This window comes from Mycobacterium paraseoulense, from assembly GCF_010731655.1.
Classification (GTDB): Bacteria; Actinomycetota; Actinomycetes; order Mycobacteriales; family Mycobacteriaceae; genus Mycobacterium; species Mycobacterium paraseoulense.
In genome coordinates, this window is the sequence record NZ_AP022619.1 from 4,161,921 (window position 1) to 4,178,443 (window position 16,523).

Annotated in this window: 14 protein-coding genes; 11 read left to right on the forward strand and 3 right to left on the reverse strand. The window is 69.0% G+C overall.

The window, feature by feature from the left end:
• The first annotated feature begins 44 nt into the window (after positions 1-44).
• Positions 45-629 (forward strand): TetR family transcriptional regulator, encoded by a 585-nt coding sequence (locus G6N51_RS19365; RefSeq protein ID WP_083171293.1) that lies wholly within the window; start codon positions 45-47, stop codon positions 627-629.
• A 205-nt stretch (positions 630-834) separates the two neighbouring features.
• Positions 835-2,778, forward strand: coding sequence for a pyruvate kinase (locus tag G6N51_RS19370; RefSeq protein ID WP_232078438.1), 1,944 nt, complete (start codon positions 835-837; stop codon positions 2,776-2,778).
• Here the strand turns inward: G6N51_RS19370 and G6N51_RS19375 are convergent.
• Positions 2,716-3,303 carry a TetR/AcrR family transcriptional regulator gene (locus G6N51_RS19375; protein ID WP_083171297.1) on the reverse strand — a complete coding sequence of 196 codons (588 nt, stop codon included), beginning with the start codon at positions 3,301-3,303 and terminating at the stop codon, positions 2,716-2,718. The genes G6N51_RS19370 and G6N51_RS19375 overlap by 63 nt on opposite strands.
• 143 nt (positions 3,304-3,446) lie before the next feature.
• Here G6N51_RS19375 and G6N51_RS19380 point away from each other — a divergent pair, with 143 nt between their 5' ends.
• The 9 genes from G6N51_RS19380 (at position 3,447) to G6N51_RS19420 (ending at position 13,770) form a co-directional block, all read left to right on the forward strand.
• The gene (locus G6N51_RS19380) at positions 3,447-5,672 is read left to right on the forward strand and encodes an acyl-CoA dehydrogenase (RefSeq protein ID WP_083171299.1); all 2,226 of its coding nucleotides are present in this window, start codon (positions 3,447-3,449) and stop codon (positions 5,670-5,672) included.
• A gap of 8 nt (positions 5,673-5,680) precedes the next feature.
• On the forward strand, positions 5,681-6,889 hold the full coding sequence (locus G6N51_RS19385; protein WP_083171301.1) for a thiolase family protein: 1,209 nt from the start codon (positions 5,681-5,683) through the stop codon (positions 6,887-6,889).
• Between the two features lie 7 nt (positions 6,890-6,896).
• Complete coding sequence (locus G6N51_RS19390; protein WP_083171303.1) at positions 6,897-7,310, forward strand: Zn-ribbon domain-containing OB-fold protein; 414 nt, start codon at positions 6,897-6,899, stop codon at positions 7,308-7,310.
• A gap of 192 nt (positions 7,311-7,502) precedes the next feature.
• On the forward strand, positions 7,503-8,840 hold the full coding sequence (locus tag G6N51_RS19395) for an amidohydrolase family protein (RefSeq protein ID WP_083171305.1): 1,338 nt from the start codon (positions 7,503-7,505) through the stop codon (positions 8,838-8,840).
• Positions 8,841-8,842: 2 nt separating this feature from the next.
• Positions 8,843-11,170 (forward strand): CaiB/BaiF CoA-transferase family protein, encoded by a 2,328-nt coding sequence (locus G6N51_RS19400; protein WP_083171307.1) that lies wholly within the window; start codon positions 8,843-8,845, stop codon positions 11,168-11,170.
• A 1-nt stretch (position 11,171) separates the two neighbouring features.
• Positions 11,172-11,513, forward strand: coding sequence for a hypothetical protein (locus G6N51_RS19405; protein ID WP_083171309.1), 342 nt, complete (start codon positions 11,172-11,174; stop codon positions 11,511-11,513).
• 17 nt (positions 11,514-11,530) lie between these two features.
• Complete coding sequence (locus G6N51_RS19410) at positions 11,531-12,691, forward strand: thiolase family protein (protein WP_083171312.1); 1,161 nt, start codon at positions 11,531-11,533, stop codon at positions 12,689-12,691.
• Positions 12,688-13,110: a Zn-ribbon domain-containing OB-fold protein gene (locus G6N51_RS19415; protein WP_083171315.1), complete on the forward strand. Its 423-nt coding sequence runs from the start codon at positions 12,688-12,690 to the stop codon at positions 13,108-13,110. Before G6N51_RS19410 ends, G6N51_RS19415 begins: the two co-directional genes overlap by 4 nt.
• 6 nt (positions 13,111-13,116) lie before the next feature.
• On the forward strand, positions 13,117-13,770 hold the full coding sequence (locus G6N51_RS19420; RefSeq protein WP_083171317.1) for a PadR family transcriptional regulator: 654 nt from the start codon (positions 13,117-13,119) through the stop codon (positions 13,768-13,770).
• Here G6N51_RS19420 and fadD1 read toward each other — a convergent pair.
• Entirely contained in the window at positions 13,709-15,352 is a 1,644-nt protein-coding gene (gene fadD1, locus G6N51_RS19425; RefSeq protein ID WP_083171320.1) for a fatty-acid--CoA ligase FadD1, read from the reverse strand. The genes G6N51_RS19420 and fadD1 overlap by 62 nt on opposite strands.
• A 375-nt stretch (positions 15,353-15,727) precedes the next feature.
• Positions 15,728-16,498, reverse strand: coding sequence for an SDR family NAD(P)-dependent oxidoreductase (locus tag G6N51_RS19430; protein WP_083171323.1), 771 nt, complete (start codon positions 16,496-16,498; stop codon positions 15,728-15,730).
• Between the last annotated feature and the right edge of the window lie 25 nt (positions 16,499-16,523).

Consider the following 16,523-nt stretch of genomic DNA (forward strand, 5'->3'; position numbering starts at 1 on the left):
CTATGTCTTACGATTAAGGCGTCGATTCGCGGAAAAGGTGGGGGATGGCTGCCACGGCGTCGTTGGCCGAACGGAAGCGAACGGCGATGCGTCAGCGCATCGCCGCGGCGGCGGCTCAGCTGGTCGCGGACCGCGGTTTGGCGGGCACGACGGTGGAACGCATTGCCGACGCAGCCGACATCGGGCGGGCGACCTTCTTCCGGTACTTCAACTCCAAGGAAGACGCCGTCGCCGAGGGCATGACCGTGCATTGGCTCAACCGGATCACCACCGCGCTGGCCGCCCAGCCCGAGCGCTTGAGCGCCACCAACGCGGTCATCGGCGCCTTCGCCGAGCTCGCCGCCGGGTCCGCCGACATCGAGGACCGAATTCGTGAATTGGCGATTCTCACAAGGTCTTCCGAGACGCTGGACGCGTGGACGCTCCACATTTATGTGCGCTACGAGCTGGCGATCGCCGATCTCATCGCGCCGCGCCTGCCGCGATTGGCCCCGCAAGACCCCAGGCCCCGCCTGATCGGCGCGCTCGCGATGGCGACCGTGCGGATCGCGCTGGACGATTGGCTGAGCCACGGGGGATCCCTGCCGGACCGCGTGGCTCAGGGCCTGGCCGCGATCACGATCGGGTGAGCCGGGATTCGATTCGGAACTCCGGCAGATCGCTTCCCCACGTGTCGCCGATCACCGACGTCGGCACCGATTGGGGACCAATGCCCCTGCTGCGGAGCGCGTATCGTCGCTATTTTGGTGTGTGGCTTGAGGATTCGCGTCAATGGCGTTACGCGAAGGTTAACACCGGGTGGCCGCCGCGATGCCATACAAACGAGGAGCTGCCGTGTCCGGTGAGCGCATGGCCAACCAGGTGGACAGCGCCCCGCACCTCATACGGGCAGGCGTGGAAGCCGGCGTCCCCCGGCGCCTGGTGGGTTTGCTCGATCAGATCGACGGCCTCCTGACCAGCTTGTCGGACGCGGAATCCTCCTGGGCGGGATGGCTATCGGCCGTCGCTACCGAGCATCGATCGAGCGCTCGGAACCTGGTGCACTATTGGGCAATTCGCCAATCCGATCTGCGCGATCTGCAGGCCACCCTGGCCGACTTCGGCCTTTCGTCGTTGGGTCGCAGCGAGGCACATGTGCAGGCCACCCTGGCGGCGGTTCGCTCGGCGATCGCCGCCATGGTGCACGGAAGCTGGCGGCCGCCGCCACCGTCAGCGGTGCCCATTGCGCAGGGACCGAGGATCCTGCGACAACGCGCGGCCGAGCTGCTGGGCCCTCAGCCCGCGCATCGCATGGCCCGCATCATGGTCACGCTCCCGTCGGAGGCCGCGACCGACCGCGAGGTGGTTCGCGGATTTGTGCAACGCGGCATGAACATTGCCCGGATCAACTGCGCTCACGACGATGTGCGGGCGTGGCGCGCGATGGTCCACCACGTTCGGGACGCGGCCGCATGCGCGGGCACGACATGTCTGGTGGCAATGGATCTGGCCGGGCCGAAGCTGCGGACCGGGCCCCTGATGCCGGGGCCGCGCGTGATCAAACTGCGTCCGCGGCGGGACGCTCTCGGTCAGGTTGTCGCCCCGGCGCGCGCGTGGCTGACGTCGACCGAGGAACCGACCCACCCACCGGAACCCGGAATGGCCTTGGTTACGGTGCCGCGGGAGTGGCTGGCCAACCGCGCCGCCGGTGAGGTGCTGGCCTTGACGGACGCACGCGGATCCACGCGCCGGCTCGTCCTCGGGGCCCTCGGTGCGAGCCGCGGGCCGAGCGGATTCGTCGTGTCCGCGCGGCAGACAACGTACGTGCAGACGGGAACGGCGCTGCGCGCCGAAGGCGACGGGAAATCGACCGAAGTGGGGTTGCTCCCCACGACGGAGCAGAGCTTGCTGCTGCATGCCGGCGACCTGCTGCGGTTGACGCGCGACTGCTCACCGGCCCCGGTGGACGGAAGCCAAGCGATTCCGCGCATCGGTTGCACGCTGCCCGAGGCGTTCGATCAGGCCCGTGTCGATGATGCGGTCCACTTTGACGACGGCAGGATCGGTGGGCGGGTGGTGTCGGTCGACCGCGACGTTCTTACCGTGCGCATCGACCATCCGGAGAATGGGCAAGCCCGCCTGAAGGCCGGCAAGGGCATCAACATGCCCGATACCGACCTGCCGGTGTCGGCGCTCACGGACCGCGACGTCGTCGACTTGGCCGCGGTGGTCGAACTGGCGGATCTGGTCGATATGTCGTTCGTGCGAACGCCGTCGGACGTCGAACGGTTGCTCGATGAGCTCGACCGGCTGGGTGGCGACAACCTGGGCATCGTCCTCAAGATCGAAACCCGGCAGGGCTTCGAACACCTGCCGCAACTGCTGCTTACGGCGATGCGCCGCCCCCTGGCCGGGGTGATGATCGCGCGCGGGGATTTGGCGGTCGAGTGCGGCTATGAGCGGATGGCCGAGTTGCAGGAGGAAATCCTGTGGCTGTGCGAGGCTGCGCACTTGCCGGTGATCTGGGCGACGCAGGTGCTCGAGCAGCTCGCCAAAACCGGCTTGCCGTCCCGCGCCGAGATCAGCGATGCGGCCATGAGCGAGCGGGCGGAGTGCGTGATGCTCAACAAGGGGCCGTACCTCAACGACGCGATCACCGCCCTCGACAACATCATGTCGCGAATGGCGGAGCACCACTACAAGAAGAACGCATTGTTTCGTCCGCTGCGGTCCTGGTCAGCGTCCATCGGCGAGGGCCTCGACGATGAGCCGGGTGGTCCGCTCGGCCCGTCGTCGTGAGTAGGGCTGGGCGCCGGACAGGATCGGGTAGACGACCCCGCCGACGATCGCGTCCGCGGCCGACTCGGCGGTGGCCCCGTCGATGCCGTCGGCGACGATCCGCGCCCTGACGCTCTCGTGCAGGGGTTCACTGAACCCGCCGCGCAGTTTGACGGCGGTGTCCTCGTGTTCCATGCCCGCGGCGGTCAAGACTCGCAGCATCGCCGAGCCGCGGGCCGTCGTCAGCGTGGTGGCGAGCCTGCGCACCCACCCCACCAGGTCGGCGGCCAGATCGTCGGTGTGATTCACCGACGCCAGGAGTTTGTCGGCGTCCTCGAGCATCACGTCGGCGACCAGGGCCGGGCGGCTGGGCCACCACCGATAGATGGTCTGCTTGCCGACCCCGGCGCGAGCGGCGACCGCCTCGATGGTCAGGCCGTCGAACCCGCGCTCGAGAAGCAGTTCGCGCGTGGCGGTGACGATCGCCCTGCGCGACTTCTCGCTGCGGCGCCTCGGCGCGCTCACCTGGGTGAGATCGCTTGGCATATGGTGATCCTCACTGCCGCGGTGGCCGGCTTTACACAGCCTGACTACCCCCGGTAGTCTGCCACAAGACGAGACGGTCCGTCTTGTAAGTCGGAAGGGTAGCAGTCCGTGCGGCCAACCTTAGTCACCTCACGGCCGTCACCGTGACCCTGGGACTGAGCCCGGAGCAGCAGGAGCTCAGCGCCGCCGTCGGGCAGTTCGCCGGCCGGCACGCGCCCATCGCCGCCACCCGCGAGAGCTTCGACGACCTCGCGGCCGGGCGGCGGCCCGGGTGGTGGGACGCCCTCGTGGGCAACGGCTTTCACGCGGTGCACCTGCCCGAGAGCCTGGGCGGGCAGGGTGGCCGGCTGATGGACGCCGCGTGCGTTCTGGAGGCGGCGGGCAAGGCGCTGTTGCCCGGCCCGCTGCTGCCCACGGTCTCCGCCGGGGCCGTCGCGTTGCTGGCCGACCCGACGCCGGCCGCCGAAGCCCTGGTACGGGAGCTGGTCGCTGGGGTCACTGCGGCGGTCGTGCTTCCCGACGAAGGCGACTTCAGCGCACGCGCCGACGGCGGGGGGTGGCTGATCACCGGCGCGTCGGAGGTCTCCGCCGGTGTGTGTGCGGCGGGGACGGTTCTCGTCGGAGCGCGTGCGGAGGACGACGGCGTGGTCTGGGTGCTGGTGGACACCGAAAGGCCCGGTGTGACAGCGGAACCCGTCAACGGCACCGACCTGGTCGCCGACACCGGCACCTTGCGGCTCGACGACTACCGGGCGGCCCGCTCCGAGGTGCTCACCGGGATCGACCCCGACCGCGCGCGGTGCGTCACGCTGGCCCTGTTGGCCAGCGCGCTGTCCGGCATCGTGCAGTGGTGCGTCGAGGCGGTCACCGCGCACCTGCGCATCCGGGAACAGTTCGGCAAGGTGATCGGCACCTTCCAGGCGTTGCAGCACAACGCGGCGATGCTGCTGGTCAGCAGCGAGCTGGCCACCGCGGCGGCCTGGGACGCCGTGCGTGCCGCCGACGAACCGATCGACCAGCATCGCATGGCGGCCGCCGGCGCGGCGGTGATCGCGATCTCACCGGTGCCCGATCTCGTCCTCGACGCGCTGACCATGTTCGGGGCCGTCGGATTCACCTGGGAGCACGATCTGCACCTGTACTGGCGGCGGGCGATCAGCCTCGCCGCCTCGATCGGCCCGGCGAATCGCTGGGCCCGGCGCCTGGGCCTGCTGACCTGCAGCCGGCAACGCGACATGTCGGTCGACCTCGGCGACGCGGAATCGGAATTCCGGTCCTGGGTGGCCGAGACCCTGGACACCGCGGCGCAATTGCGCAACGACCAGCCCGGTCGCCAGGGCGACTACCCGGAGTTCGAGACCGGACCGCAGCGCACCCTGATCGCCGACGAGGGGTTGATCGCGCCGCACTGGCCGGCGCCCTGGGGCCTTGACGCCGGCCCGCTGCGGCAGCTCATCATCGACGACGAGTTCGCCAAGCGGCCCGACCTGGTGCGTCCCTCCCTGGGCATCGCCGAGTGGATCCTGCCGTCCGTGTTGCGCGCGGCGCAGCCGGATCTGCAGGAGAAGCTGATCCCTCCGACGCAGCGCGGCGAGATCGCGTGGTGCCAGCTTTTCAGCGAGCCCGGCGCCGGATCGGATCTCGCCGCGCTGTCCACGCGGGCCACGAAGGTCGACGGCGGCTGGAAGATCAACGGGCACAAGATCTGGACGTCGGCGGCGCATCGGGCGGACTTCGGGGCCCTGTTGGCGCGCACCGATCCTGACGCCGGCAAACACCGCGGCATCGGATACTTCATCGTCGACATGCGATCGGCCGGCATCGAGGTCCAGCCGATCAAGACGGCGACCGGCGACGCGCACTTCAACGAGGTCTTCCTGACCGACGTGTTCGTGCCCGACGACATGCTGCTCGGCGACCCGACCGGAGGGTGGAACCTCGCGATCGCCACCATGGCCGAAGAGCGTTCCGCCATCAGCGGTTACGTCAAATTCGACCGGGCGGCCGCGCTGCGCCGGCTTGCGGCCGAACCGGGACCGGACCGCGACGACGCACTCCGCGCACTCGGCGAGCTTGACGCCTACACCAATGCCATCAAGGCGCTGGGCGTGCGGGAAACGATCCGGTTGCTCGACGGCCAGGCATCGGGGCCGGCCTCCAGCATCGCCAAGGTGGCGATGAACGTGCTGCTGCGCAGGACGTTCGAGGCCACGCTGCGCTTGACCGGCCGTGCGGCGATGGTCGCCGACTCCGACCCCGACATCGTGGAGCGCTACCTGCACCTGCCCGCCGAGTTGATCGGCGGCGGCACCCGGGAGATCCAGCTGAACATCATCGCGCAGATGATCCTCGGACTACCCCGAAAGTAGGACAACCCATGGGATTACGCGGGGAAGCCGCGATCGTCGGCTACGTCGAACTTCCGCCTGAGCGCCTCAATAAGGCCTCGCTCGCCCCGTTCGCGATCGAGCAATGGGCGGAGTTGTCCGCCGCCGCCCTCGACGATGCCGGGTTGGCCGGCGATGTCGTCAACGGAATCGTGGCATCGCACCTGGCGGAGTCCGAGATCTTCGTGCCGTCCACCATCGCCGAATACCTCGGCGTGGGTGCGCGATTCGCCGAGCACGTCGACCTCGGCGGTGCCAGCGCCGCCGCCATGGTCTGGCGGGCCGCCGCGGCGATCGAGCTGGGCATCTGTGACGCGGTGTTGTGCGCGCTGCCGGCCCGGTACATCACGCCGTCTTCGAAGAAGAAGCCCAGACCGTTGGTCGACGCGATGTTCTTCGGTTCGTCGAGCAACCAATACGGCTCTCCCCAAGCCGAATTCGAGATCCCCTACGGCAACCTCGGCCAGAACGGCCCGTACGGGCAGGTGGCGCAGCGCTACGCGGCCGTCTATGGCTACGACGAGCGGGCGATGGCCAAGATCGTCGTCGACCAGCGGTTCAACGCGAATAACACCGAGGGAGCGATCTGGAAGGACAAGCCGCTCACGGTCGACGAGGTCCTGGCCAGCCCGGTGATCGCCGACCCGCTGCACATGCTGGAGATCGTCATGCCCTGCGTCGGGGGTGCCGCGGTGGTCGTCGCCAACGCCGACCTCGCCAGGCGTGCCCGTCATCGACCGGTGTGGATCAAGGGATTTGGTGAGCACGTGCCGTTCAAGACCCCCACCTACGCCAAGGACCTGCTGCACACCCCGATCGCGGAGGCCGCCGACACCGCGTTCGCCATGACGGCTCTGAGCCGGGAGCAGATGGACATGGTGTCGATTTACGACTGCTACACCATCACCGTGCTGCTGTCGCTCGAGGACGCCGGGTTCTGTGAGAAGGGCAAGGGCATGGAATTCGTCGCCGATCATGACCTGACGTTCCGCGGTGACTTCCCGCTGAACACGGCGGGCGGGCAGCTGGGCTTCGGGCAGGCCGGGCTCGCCGGTGGGATGCACCATGTCTGCGACGCCACACGCCAGATCATGGGCCGCGCGGGTGCGGCGCAGGTCGCCGACTGTCACCGCGCCTTCGTGTCCGGCAACGGCGGAATCCTGTCGGAACAAACCACGCTGATACTCGAGGGGGATTGAGTCCGACATGGCCACCTTCGAACGCCCGATGCCGGTCAAAACCCCTACCAGCACGCCCTTTTGGGACGCACTGGCCCAGCACCGCATCGTCGTCCAGTATTCGCCCTCACTGGGAAGCTACGTGTTCTACCCGCGGGTGCGCGCCCCGCGCACTCTGGCCGACGATCTGGAATGGCGAGAGATCTCGGGAATGGGGACGTTGTATTCCTACACCGTGGCGCGCCGCCCGGTCAGTCCGCACTTCGCGGACGCCGTCCCGCAACTGCTGGCCATCGTCGAATGGGACGAGGGGCCACGGTTTTCCACCGAAATGGTCAACGTCGACCCGGCCGACCTCCGGGTCGGGATGCGGGTGCGGCCGGTGTTCTTCGACTACCCGGAGCACGACGTGACGATGTTGCGGTACGAGCCGGCCGACTGACCCCTTCGGCCCGGCAGCGACGCGGACTATTAGTCCATAACAGGCGGCGACACCACGGGGGCGGCGCTCGAACGGGGGCGGTCTGTGCGCATTGCACGGCAACCGAATACGGCGGTCCGGGAACGACCGCGCACGGTTGACAGTGTGATCGGCGCCATTATCTACTAGTCCTATATCACCGAGGAGCGCGGCATGAACAAGGACGACTTGATTCTGATCAGCGTGGATGACCACATCGCCGAGCCCGCCGATATGTTCGACGCCCACGTCCCCGCGAAATACAAAGACCGCGCACCCCGGGTGGTCATCGAACCCGACGGCGTCCAGCAGTGGTACTACGGCGAGGTCCGCGGCCGGAACATGGGGCTCAATGCCGTGGCGGGGAAGCCCCGGGAGATGTACAACATCGACGCATCCCGGTACGACGAGATGCGGCCCGGTTGCTTCAACGTCGACGAGCGGGTTCGGGACATGAACGCCGGCGGCCAGCTCGCCGGGCTGAACTTCCCCAACTTCACCGGCTTCTCCGGCCAGGTCCTCAACCAGGGTCCGGACCGCGCCGTCAACCTGGTGATGATCAGGGCCTACAACGACTGGCACGTCGACGAGTGGTGCGCGGCCTACCCGGGCCGATTCATCCCCTGCGGCATCCTGCCCCTGTTCGACGTGGCCGAGGCGGCCGAGGAGGTCAATCGCCTCGCCGGCAAGGGTTGCCACGCGGTGACGTTCTCCGAGAACCCGGAGGCGTTGCAAATGCCCAGCATTCACACCAGATACTGGTACCCGCTGTTCGAGGCGGTTTGCGAGAACAAGACCGTCCTGTGCACCCACGTCGGCTCGGCGTCGCGTTCCCCGCAGGTGTCCAGCGACGCTCCGCCCAGCGTGCAGATGACGGCGTCGTCGATGATGAGCATGTTCACCTTCACCGAGCTCATCTGGGCCGAGTTCTGGGCGGACTTCCCGCAGCTGAAGTTCTCGCTCACCGAGGGTGACGTCGGCTGGATACCGTACTTCCTCTGGCGGGCCGAGCACGTGTACAACCGCCATTCGGGGTGGACGCTGGCCAAGTTCCCGCCCGGTTACAGCGGGCCGGCCGACGTGTTCAAGCGGCACTTCTACACGTGCTTCATCAGCGACAAGGTCGGCGTGCACAACATGGACTGGTTCAACGAAGACATGCTGTGCTGGGAGTCCGACTTCCCCCATTCCGACAGCAACTGGCCGTTCGCGCCCGAGGACGTCATCGAGACCATGGGGCATCTCGACGATTCGGTCATCGACAAGATCACTCACGAAAACGCCATGGCCGCTTACTCGTTCGACCCGTTCCGGCACATCCCCAAGGAACACGCCCGCGCCGGACGCCTCCGCGCCCAGGCCGCCGACGTCGACGTGGTCACGCACGTCGGCCGCCGGGCCAGCCAGCGTGACCGCGACGCGTGGACCCGGATGACCCAGTTCGCCCTGCAGGCGCAGGTGACGGCGGAAGCCGCCGGGATCGCGGGGCGCGCCACCACCCTGGGCAACTGAACGTGGCAGCTCAAGCGCCGTTCGCGGACTGGCGCGTGCTGGAGTTGTCCAACGGGATCGCGGTGTCCTACTGCGGCAAGATGTTCGCCGACGCCGACGCCGAAGTGGTGAAAATCGAGTCGGCGCAAGGGGATTCGTTACGCAGGCGCTCCGCCGGCGGGCCCGCCGGGACGCTGTTCGGCTACCTGGCCGCGGGCAAGAAATCGGTGACCGGCGGCGGCCAGGCGGAGATCGCCGCGCTCCTGGCCGGCGCCGACATCGTGCTCACCGACCTGACCGACGGTTGGACGCTCGACGAAATCACGGCCCACACCGGCGCTTCGGCGGTGGTGGTCGCCGTGACACCGTTCGGCACGACGGGACCCTACGTAGACGATCGCGTGATCGCCAACGAGTTCATCCTGCAGGCATTGTGCGGCTCGATCGCCGGCCGCGGCTGGCCGGAGGACGAACCGGTGCAGGCCGGCGGGCAGCTCGGCGAGTTCCTGGCGGGCACCTTCGCCGCCGCGGTCGCCGCGGCCACCGCCCGGCACGCGGCGCGCAGCGGCCGCGGCGAGGTCGTCGACGTCTCGACGTACGAAGCGATGGTCATCGCGATGGGCGGGCTGTCGGCCATGTCGGCCAGCGTGCTGGGCGCGGACTCCCTGCTGGGCCGGCGCAGTCTGGAACTGCCCTCGATCGTCCCGACGGCCGACGGGATGGTGGGCTTCTGCACCATCACGGCGCAGCAGTTCCAGGACTTCCTGGTGCTCATCGATCGCGCCGATCTGCTCGACGACGCCGAGCTGGCATCGTTCGACGGGCGGGTCGCCCGCCGCGACGAGTTCCTCGCCATGGTGACCCGGTGGACCCAGTCGCGCACCACGCAGGAGATCGTCGACCTCGCGGTCGCCTTCCGCATCCCGGTGGCCCCCATCGGAACACCCGAAATGCTGCCCAAGATCGACCATTTCGTGGAACGCGGGGTGTTCGTCGAATCCGGGGCCGGCGGGCTGCAGCCGAGGGTGCCGTATCGCAGCGACGCGATGGCGACGAGGCCACCGGGGCGGCCGCCGCGGCTCGGCGCCGACAACGGCCGGGTCCGCTGGCCGCCACGACCGTCCCCGCCCCGGGGCGCCGGGGCCGGCGCACTCCCGTTGGCTGACACGCGGATCACCGATTTCACCGCCTTCTGGGCGGGGCCGGTCGCCACACAATTGCTGGCGGCTCTGGGCGCCGACGTGATCAAGGTCGAGGGGGTCCGCCGGCCCGACGGCATGCGGTTCTCCGCCGGCCGCCCGCCCAGCTGGGACCAGTGGTGGGAGTGGGGCCCGGTCTTCCTGTGCAGCAACAACAACAAGCGCGGCGTGAGCGTCGAACTCAGCACCGAGGCCGGGCGGGCCATCGCGCTGGAGCTCGTCGCCGCAAGCGATCTGGTCATCGAGAACTTCTCGCCCCGGGTAATGACGAACTTCGGTCTGGGCTGGGACGCCGTGCGCGCGGCCAACCCGCGCGCCATCATGGTGCGGATGCCGGCATTCGGGCTCGACGGTCCCTGGCGGGACCGCGTGGGCTTCGCCCAGACGATGGAGCAGGCGACCGGTATGGCGTGGATGACCGGCCACGCCGACGGGCCTCCCGTGATTCCGCGCGGCGTGTGCGACCCGATCGCGGGCCTGCACGCGGCCTTCGCCGCGGTGGCCGCGCTGGTGATCCGCGACCGCGACGGGAGTGGGATGCACGTGGAGTCCACCATGGTGGAGGCGGCGTTGAACGTGGCCGCCGAGATGATGCTGGAGTACTCCCGCAACGGGATCGCGATGCGGCGCAACGGTAATCGGGGCCCCGGCGCCTGCCCTCAGGGCGTCTACCGTTGCCGGGGGGATGACGACTGGCTGGCGCTGTCCGCGACGGACGACGACGCGCGGGTGGCATTGGCGCGGCTGCTCGGCCGGCCGCCCGACGGCGACTGGCGGGAGCGGCCGGACGAAAGCGACAGGCTCATCTCGGACTGGACGGCGCGCCGGTCGGTGGCCGAAGCGGTCGAAGCGCTGCGCGCGGCAGGGGTGGCCGCCGCGCCCGTCACGCCGGCGGCGGCACTCCTGAGCGACCCGCACCTGCGCACGCGCGGTTTCTGGGAAACCGTCGATCACCCGGTCGCCGGTTCCTTCCTGTGCACGGGAATGCCGTTCGCGTTCCTCGGCCGGCCGCGGCGCTGGATCCGCCGGGTGCCGCCCCTCTACGGCCAGCACACCGGCGAGGTCCTGACGGAGCTGTTGGGGCGCAGCCAACAAGATCTGTCGGCGTTGCGGCAGTCGGGGACCGTCAGCGACCGGCCGGCGGGCCTGTGACATGGCGGTCACCCTGTGCGTGCCACCCCGGCCCGGCGAATTGTGCGCGCCGGTGCGCTTTTTGGTGCGCGAGGACTCGGTGGTGATGGAACTGACCGCCCGGCATCGCATCACCGGCGTCGAATGGGACGAGCGCGAGCGCGCGGTGGTGATGGTCGTCGAGATCACCGACCCGCAGACGGCGCGTCCCGTGGACGTGCGGATCGACGTCGTGGAACGGCGTCCGGCCACCGGGGGGCCGCCCCCCGACGTCCGGACCACGACGATCGGGACCATCACCCGTGACGGGCGGCAGTACGACGTCGTCGGCACCTATCTCGGCGTCGTGGCGGACGAAAACTAAACGCGAAGGATCACGACGTGGCAAGCACGAAACGCACCGCGGCGATCGTCGGGGTGCACAACACCCGGCAGGGCCGGCGCCTGGAGGGCGAGACCTCACGGAGCCTGGCACTGACCGCCATCCGCGGCGCGCTCGACGACGCGGGCCTGTGCCTCGACGACGTCGACGGGATCAGTGCCGGGCCGCTGTCCACCGCGCTCATCTACGACCTGCGCCTCGGCCCGGCCTGGCAGGGGCTCGCCTTCGGCGTCGGCATGATCACCGAGGCGGCGGCCGCCATCGAGCACGGCATGGCCGACGTGGTGGTGCTGGTCGCGGCCCAGGCCGGGGAATACCGCGACCACGAGGCCACGGCGCCGTGGACCCGGCCCGAAAACGAATTCGTCGCGCCCTGGGGCATGTTCACCACCGCCGAGTTCGCGCTCATCGCGCGCCGCCACATGCACGCCTACGGCACCACCCGCGAACAGCTGTCGATCGTGGCCGCGACCATCCGCAACAACGGATCACGCAACCCCCACGCCGTCTACTACCAACGCGGACCGTTTGCGCCCGACGACATCACCGCGTCCCGGCCCATCGCCGACCCGTTTCATCTGCTGGACTGCGCCACCACCTCCGAAGGCGGGTGCGCCCTGGTCGTGGCCAACGTCGAAAAGACCGATGGCGCAAGCCAACCCATCTTCATGCTGGGCAGCGGCGCGGACTTCCACGGCCCGTCCTACCAGCATCCGCCGGCGTGGGACCTGGCCGGGCGGGGGGACCGATACGCCAACGGGGTGGTCGGCCGGCGCGCGGCCGAGCGCGCCTTCCGCCACGCCGGGTTGCGGCCCGACGACATCGACGTGCTGGAGCTCTACGACCCGTTCTCCTTCGAAATCATCCGCCAGCTCGAGGCGTTCGGGTTCTGCGGCGAGGGCGAGGGGGGACCGTTCGTCGCCGACGGCCACATCGCGATCGACGGCAGCCATCCCATCACCACCGACGGAGGAACCATGTCGTTCAGCCACGCGGGTTCCAATCCGCAGATGATGCAGCGGGCCGTCCGGGCCGTCGAGCAGCTGCGCGGCCAGGCCGGCGAACTTCAGGTCCCCGATGCCCATATCGCGTTGTGCAGCAACGGGGGAGCGGGGGCCTTATTCACCACGCTGCTGATCCTGGGGGACGAACCGCTGTGACCTCCGACGCCCTGCGCCCACAGACCGGTCCGGTGCCCCATGCCAGCAGCCACCTGAGCCTGCCCTTCTGGCAGGGCTGCCGGTCGGAGGAGCTGTGGTATCAGCGCTGCGACGCCTGCGGGTACCCGAACTTTCCGCCGACCGAGCACTGCCGCCAATGCCTTTCGGCCCAGGTGCGCTGGGAGCGCAGCGCCGGCCTGGGCGAGATCTACAGCTGGACGGTGGTTCACCGGCCGGTGACGGCTGAATTCTCCCCGCCCTACGCGCCCGCGATCGTCACGCTGGACGAGGGCTACCAGATGCTGACCAACGTCGTCGGCGTGGCGCCGGAGGAGTTGCGGATCGGCATGCGCGTGCGGGTTCAGTTTCACGCCGTCGCTCCCGACGTGACCCTGCCCTACTTCACCGGCCAGGACTAGGCAACCGTGAGCCCCCGGCGCACCAGCAACGGCCTGCCGGTAACCGCCTACCTGGTACTCGGCGTGCTCGCCGCCAACGACGAGCAGCTCACCGCGGGCGAGATCAAGATGCGCGCCGAGCTGTCCGTCGGCCACTTCTACTGGTCGCCGTCGGTCAGTCACGTGCGGCGCGAGCTGAACCGCTTGCTGGCGCGCGGCATGGTCGGCGAGATCGGCGCCCAAGCGGGCAAGCGGGCGATCACGCTCTACGAGACCACCGACGACGGACGTGACGCGCTGCGCCGGTGGGTGCAACACTTCCCCGGCCAGGACCAGGTCGTCATCAAGCACCCCGTCATCCTCAAGACCTGGCTCGCCCGCGGCGAGGACCCCGACCTCATCGTCGACACCCTGGACCGGCACCTCGAGGCGACCCGGGCGCGGCTGGACGAGGCGCTGTGGTCGCGTCAGCGGTCGCGTGAACTCGGCATCAGCGCCGACCCGGACCAGCGCTTCTCGTTCGCCGTCCTGGACTACGCGATCCGCGGCCTGTATGCGGAGCTCTCCAACATCACGCAGCTGCGCGACGAGATCGCCGGCGGCACAACGCGAGACCCCGTCAAGCGGGTGCGACGGTCGAAGGGCCAGATCCGCCGCCGGGTACCCCCGAGCCCGGACTAGGCGCGGCGACCGCGTAGGCGGTGCCGCGCGCCTCGCGCTCCCACAGCGTTTCCCCCGCACCGATAGCCGTTCCTTCGGCGATCAGTTGGCGCTTGAGCACCTTGTGAGTGGCGGTGCTCGGCAGGTCGGCGGCGACGCGGACGTAGCGTGGGCGGGCCTTCGGGGACAGGTCGGGCTGAGCGTCGAGGAATGCCTCGAACGCGTCGGGGTCCAGGGTGTGCCCCTCGTTGAGCACGATCGCCGCCATCACCTGGTCGCCGACGCGCTCGTCCGGGACGGCGTACACGGCTACACGGTTGATCGAGTTGTGCCGCAACAGGATTCGCTCGATCGGTGCGGCGGCGAGGTTCTCCCCGTCCACCCGCATCCAATCGGCGGTGCGGCCGGCCAGGTAAATCCAGCCGTCGGCGTCACGGTAGGCGAGGTCACCCGACCAGTACATGCCGTGGCGCAGGCGTTCGGCGTTGGCGTCCGGGTCGTTGTAGTAGCCGGTGAAGAATCCCGATCCCGCCGTGTTGACCAACTCGCCCACGGCCTCGTCGGCATTGACCAGGGCGCCGTCGGCGTCGAACCGCGCGACCGCGCACTCGGTGACGGTGTCGCCGTTGTAGATCGCCACCCCGTCGACCCCTTTGCCGATCGAACCCTTCGGCGTGCCGGGTTCGCGGATCACGATGACCGCGTTCTCGGTCGAGCCGAAGCCGTCCTCCACCTGCACGCCGAAGCGGCGCGCGAACTCCTCGATGTCCTTGTCGTTGGCCTCGTTGCCGAATGCCACCCGCAGGGGATTGTCGGCGTCGTCGTCGCGCTCGGGTGTGGCCAGGATGTAGGCGAGCGGCTTGCCCACGTAGTTCATGTACGTCGCGCCGTAATGGCGGACGTCGTCGAGGAAGCTGCTGGCCGAGAATTTCGCCGGCACGATCGCGGCGCCGGAGACCACCGCGGGCGCCCAGCCGGCGACGACGGCGTTGGAGTGGAACAGCGGCATCGACACGTAGCAGGTGTCCTGCTCGGAGAGCGCGAAGCGCTCGACCAGGTTGATGCCGGCGAACGTCGCCATCAGGTGCGACACCTGCACCGCCTTGGGATTCCCGCTCGTTCCCGAGGTGAAGATCATCATGAACGGGTCCATCGCGGTCACCTGCCGGTGCGGCTCCAGTTCGCCGGCCCCTTCGATGAACTCGGCCCACTGCGGGGTGGAGGTGTCGAGGATGTGCGTGCCCTCGAGGTCCAGGCCGTCCAGCAGCGGCCGGTGTTCGGCGTCGGTGACGAGGAACTGGCAATGCGCGCGCCGGACGTCGGCCGCCAGCGCCTCGCCGCGCCGGGTGTCGTTCAGGCCGCACAGCACGTAGCCGCCCAGGCCCGCCGCGGCCATCTGGGCCAGCATCTCGGGGTTGTTGCCCAGCAGGGCGCCGACATGCATCGGCCGGCCCGGGTCGGCCGCGGAGATCAGGGCCGCCGCTCGCTGCGCCGCTCCCGCCAGGTACTGACTCCAACTCCACTGCAGGCCGCGGTGTTTGACCGCGACGCCCGGGTCGGACAAGCGCCTGCGCAGCAGCGCCTGAATCGTGTCGTCAGTCATCGGTCTCAAATCACCTTCACTCTGCCTGGCCACTGCGAGACGAGACGGTCCGTCTTATGGTAGCGACCAGTTGAGGGTCGCAAAATCGCGGCAGTCGATCGACGTCGTCGGCACCGGACTGGCAGGGCCGTCCACCACCCCGTGTTGTGAGAGTTCATCCCAGATTTGCCCAGGATTCCCTACCGAACACTGCGTGTATCGCGGCCCCCTCCGTATTGAACGGCGAACATTGCCTCATGCTGTTTGAGTTGCACAGGTCGCTGATTCTGCTCAGGAATCGAGCGCGAGAATTCCATCGCCAAGTCTCACAATCACGATCGACGGATCTCTCCGGCCGGTGGCGCGATGGTGGTCGACTGGCCGCGCTCCCCGCCGCTATCCGCCCACCATCATCAGACCGCCATCGACCGCCAGCAGCTGCCCCGTGATGAAGCCCGAACCGGGCCCGGCCAGAAAGACCAGCATCGGGCCCAGATCCCGGGCGGGATCCCCCAGTCTCCCGCCCAGGGGGATCATCATCTGCATCTGCTGGTCGATGAACGCACTCGCGTCGGGGCCGAGGAACTCGCGCAGCCGGTCGGCGCCGGCCGTCTGCACCGCAGGCGCCAGCGCGTTGACGGTGATCTTGTCCGCCGCCCAGGCCTTGGCGGCCGAGCGCGTCCACGCCTGGACCGCGCCCTTGGTCGCGGCGTAGACGGCCGAGATCGGGCTGCCCATCACGGCTTCGGACGAGCCGAAGTTGATTATCCTGCCGCCCTTCGGGTCCTGGCCCTTCATGACGGAGTAGGCGGCCTGATTGGTCAGGATGGTCGCCTTGACGTTGGTGTCCAACAGGAACGAGATCTCGTCGACGCCGATGTAACCGGGAATGCCGGCCTGCCACAGCCCCGCGGCGTTCACCAACACGTCGAGCCCACCCATGCGTTCGGTGGCCTGCCGCACCATCGCCGAGACGGCGTCGGCGTCTCGCACGTCGCACTGCAGCCAGCCGGCCGCGAGGCCGTCCGGCGGCGGCGTCTGGTGATAGGTGGCGGCGACCTCGGCCCCGGCCTCGCTGAAGGCTCGCACGGCGGTCGCGCCGATCCCGGTCGCACCGCCGGTGACCAGGATCCGCCGGCCCCGCAGCGGTGGCGTCGTGTCTGACATGCGCAAGACGCTACCGCCGGCGGGG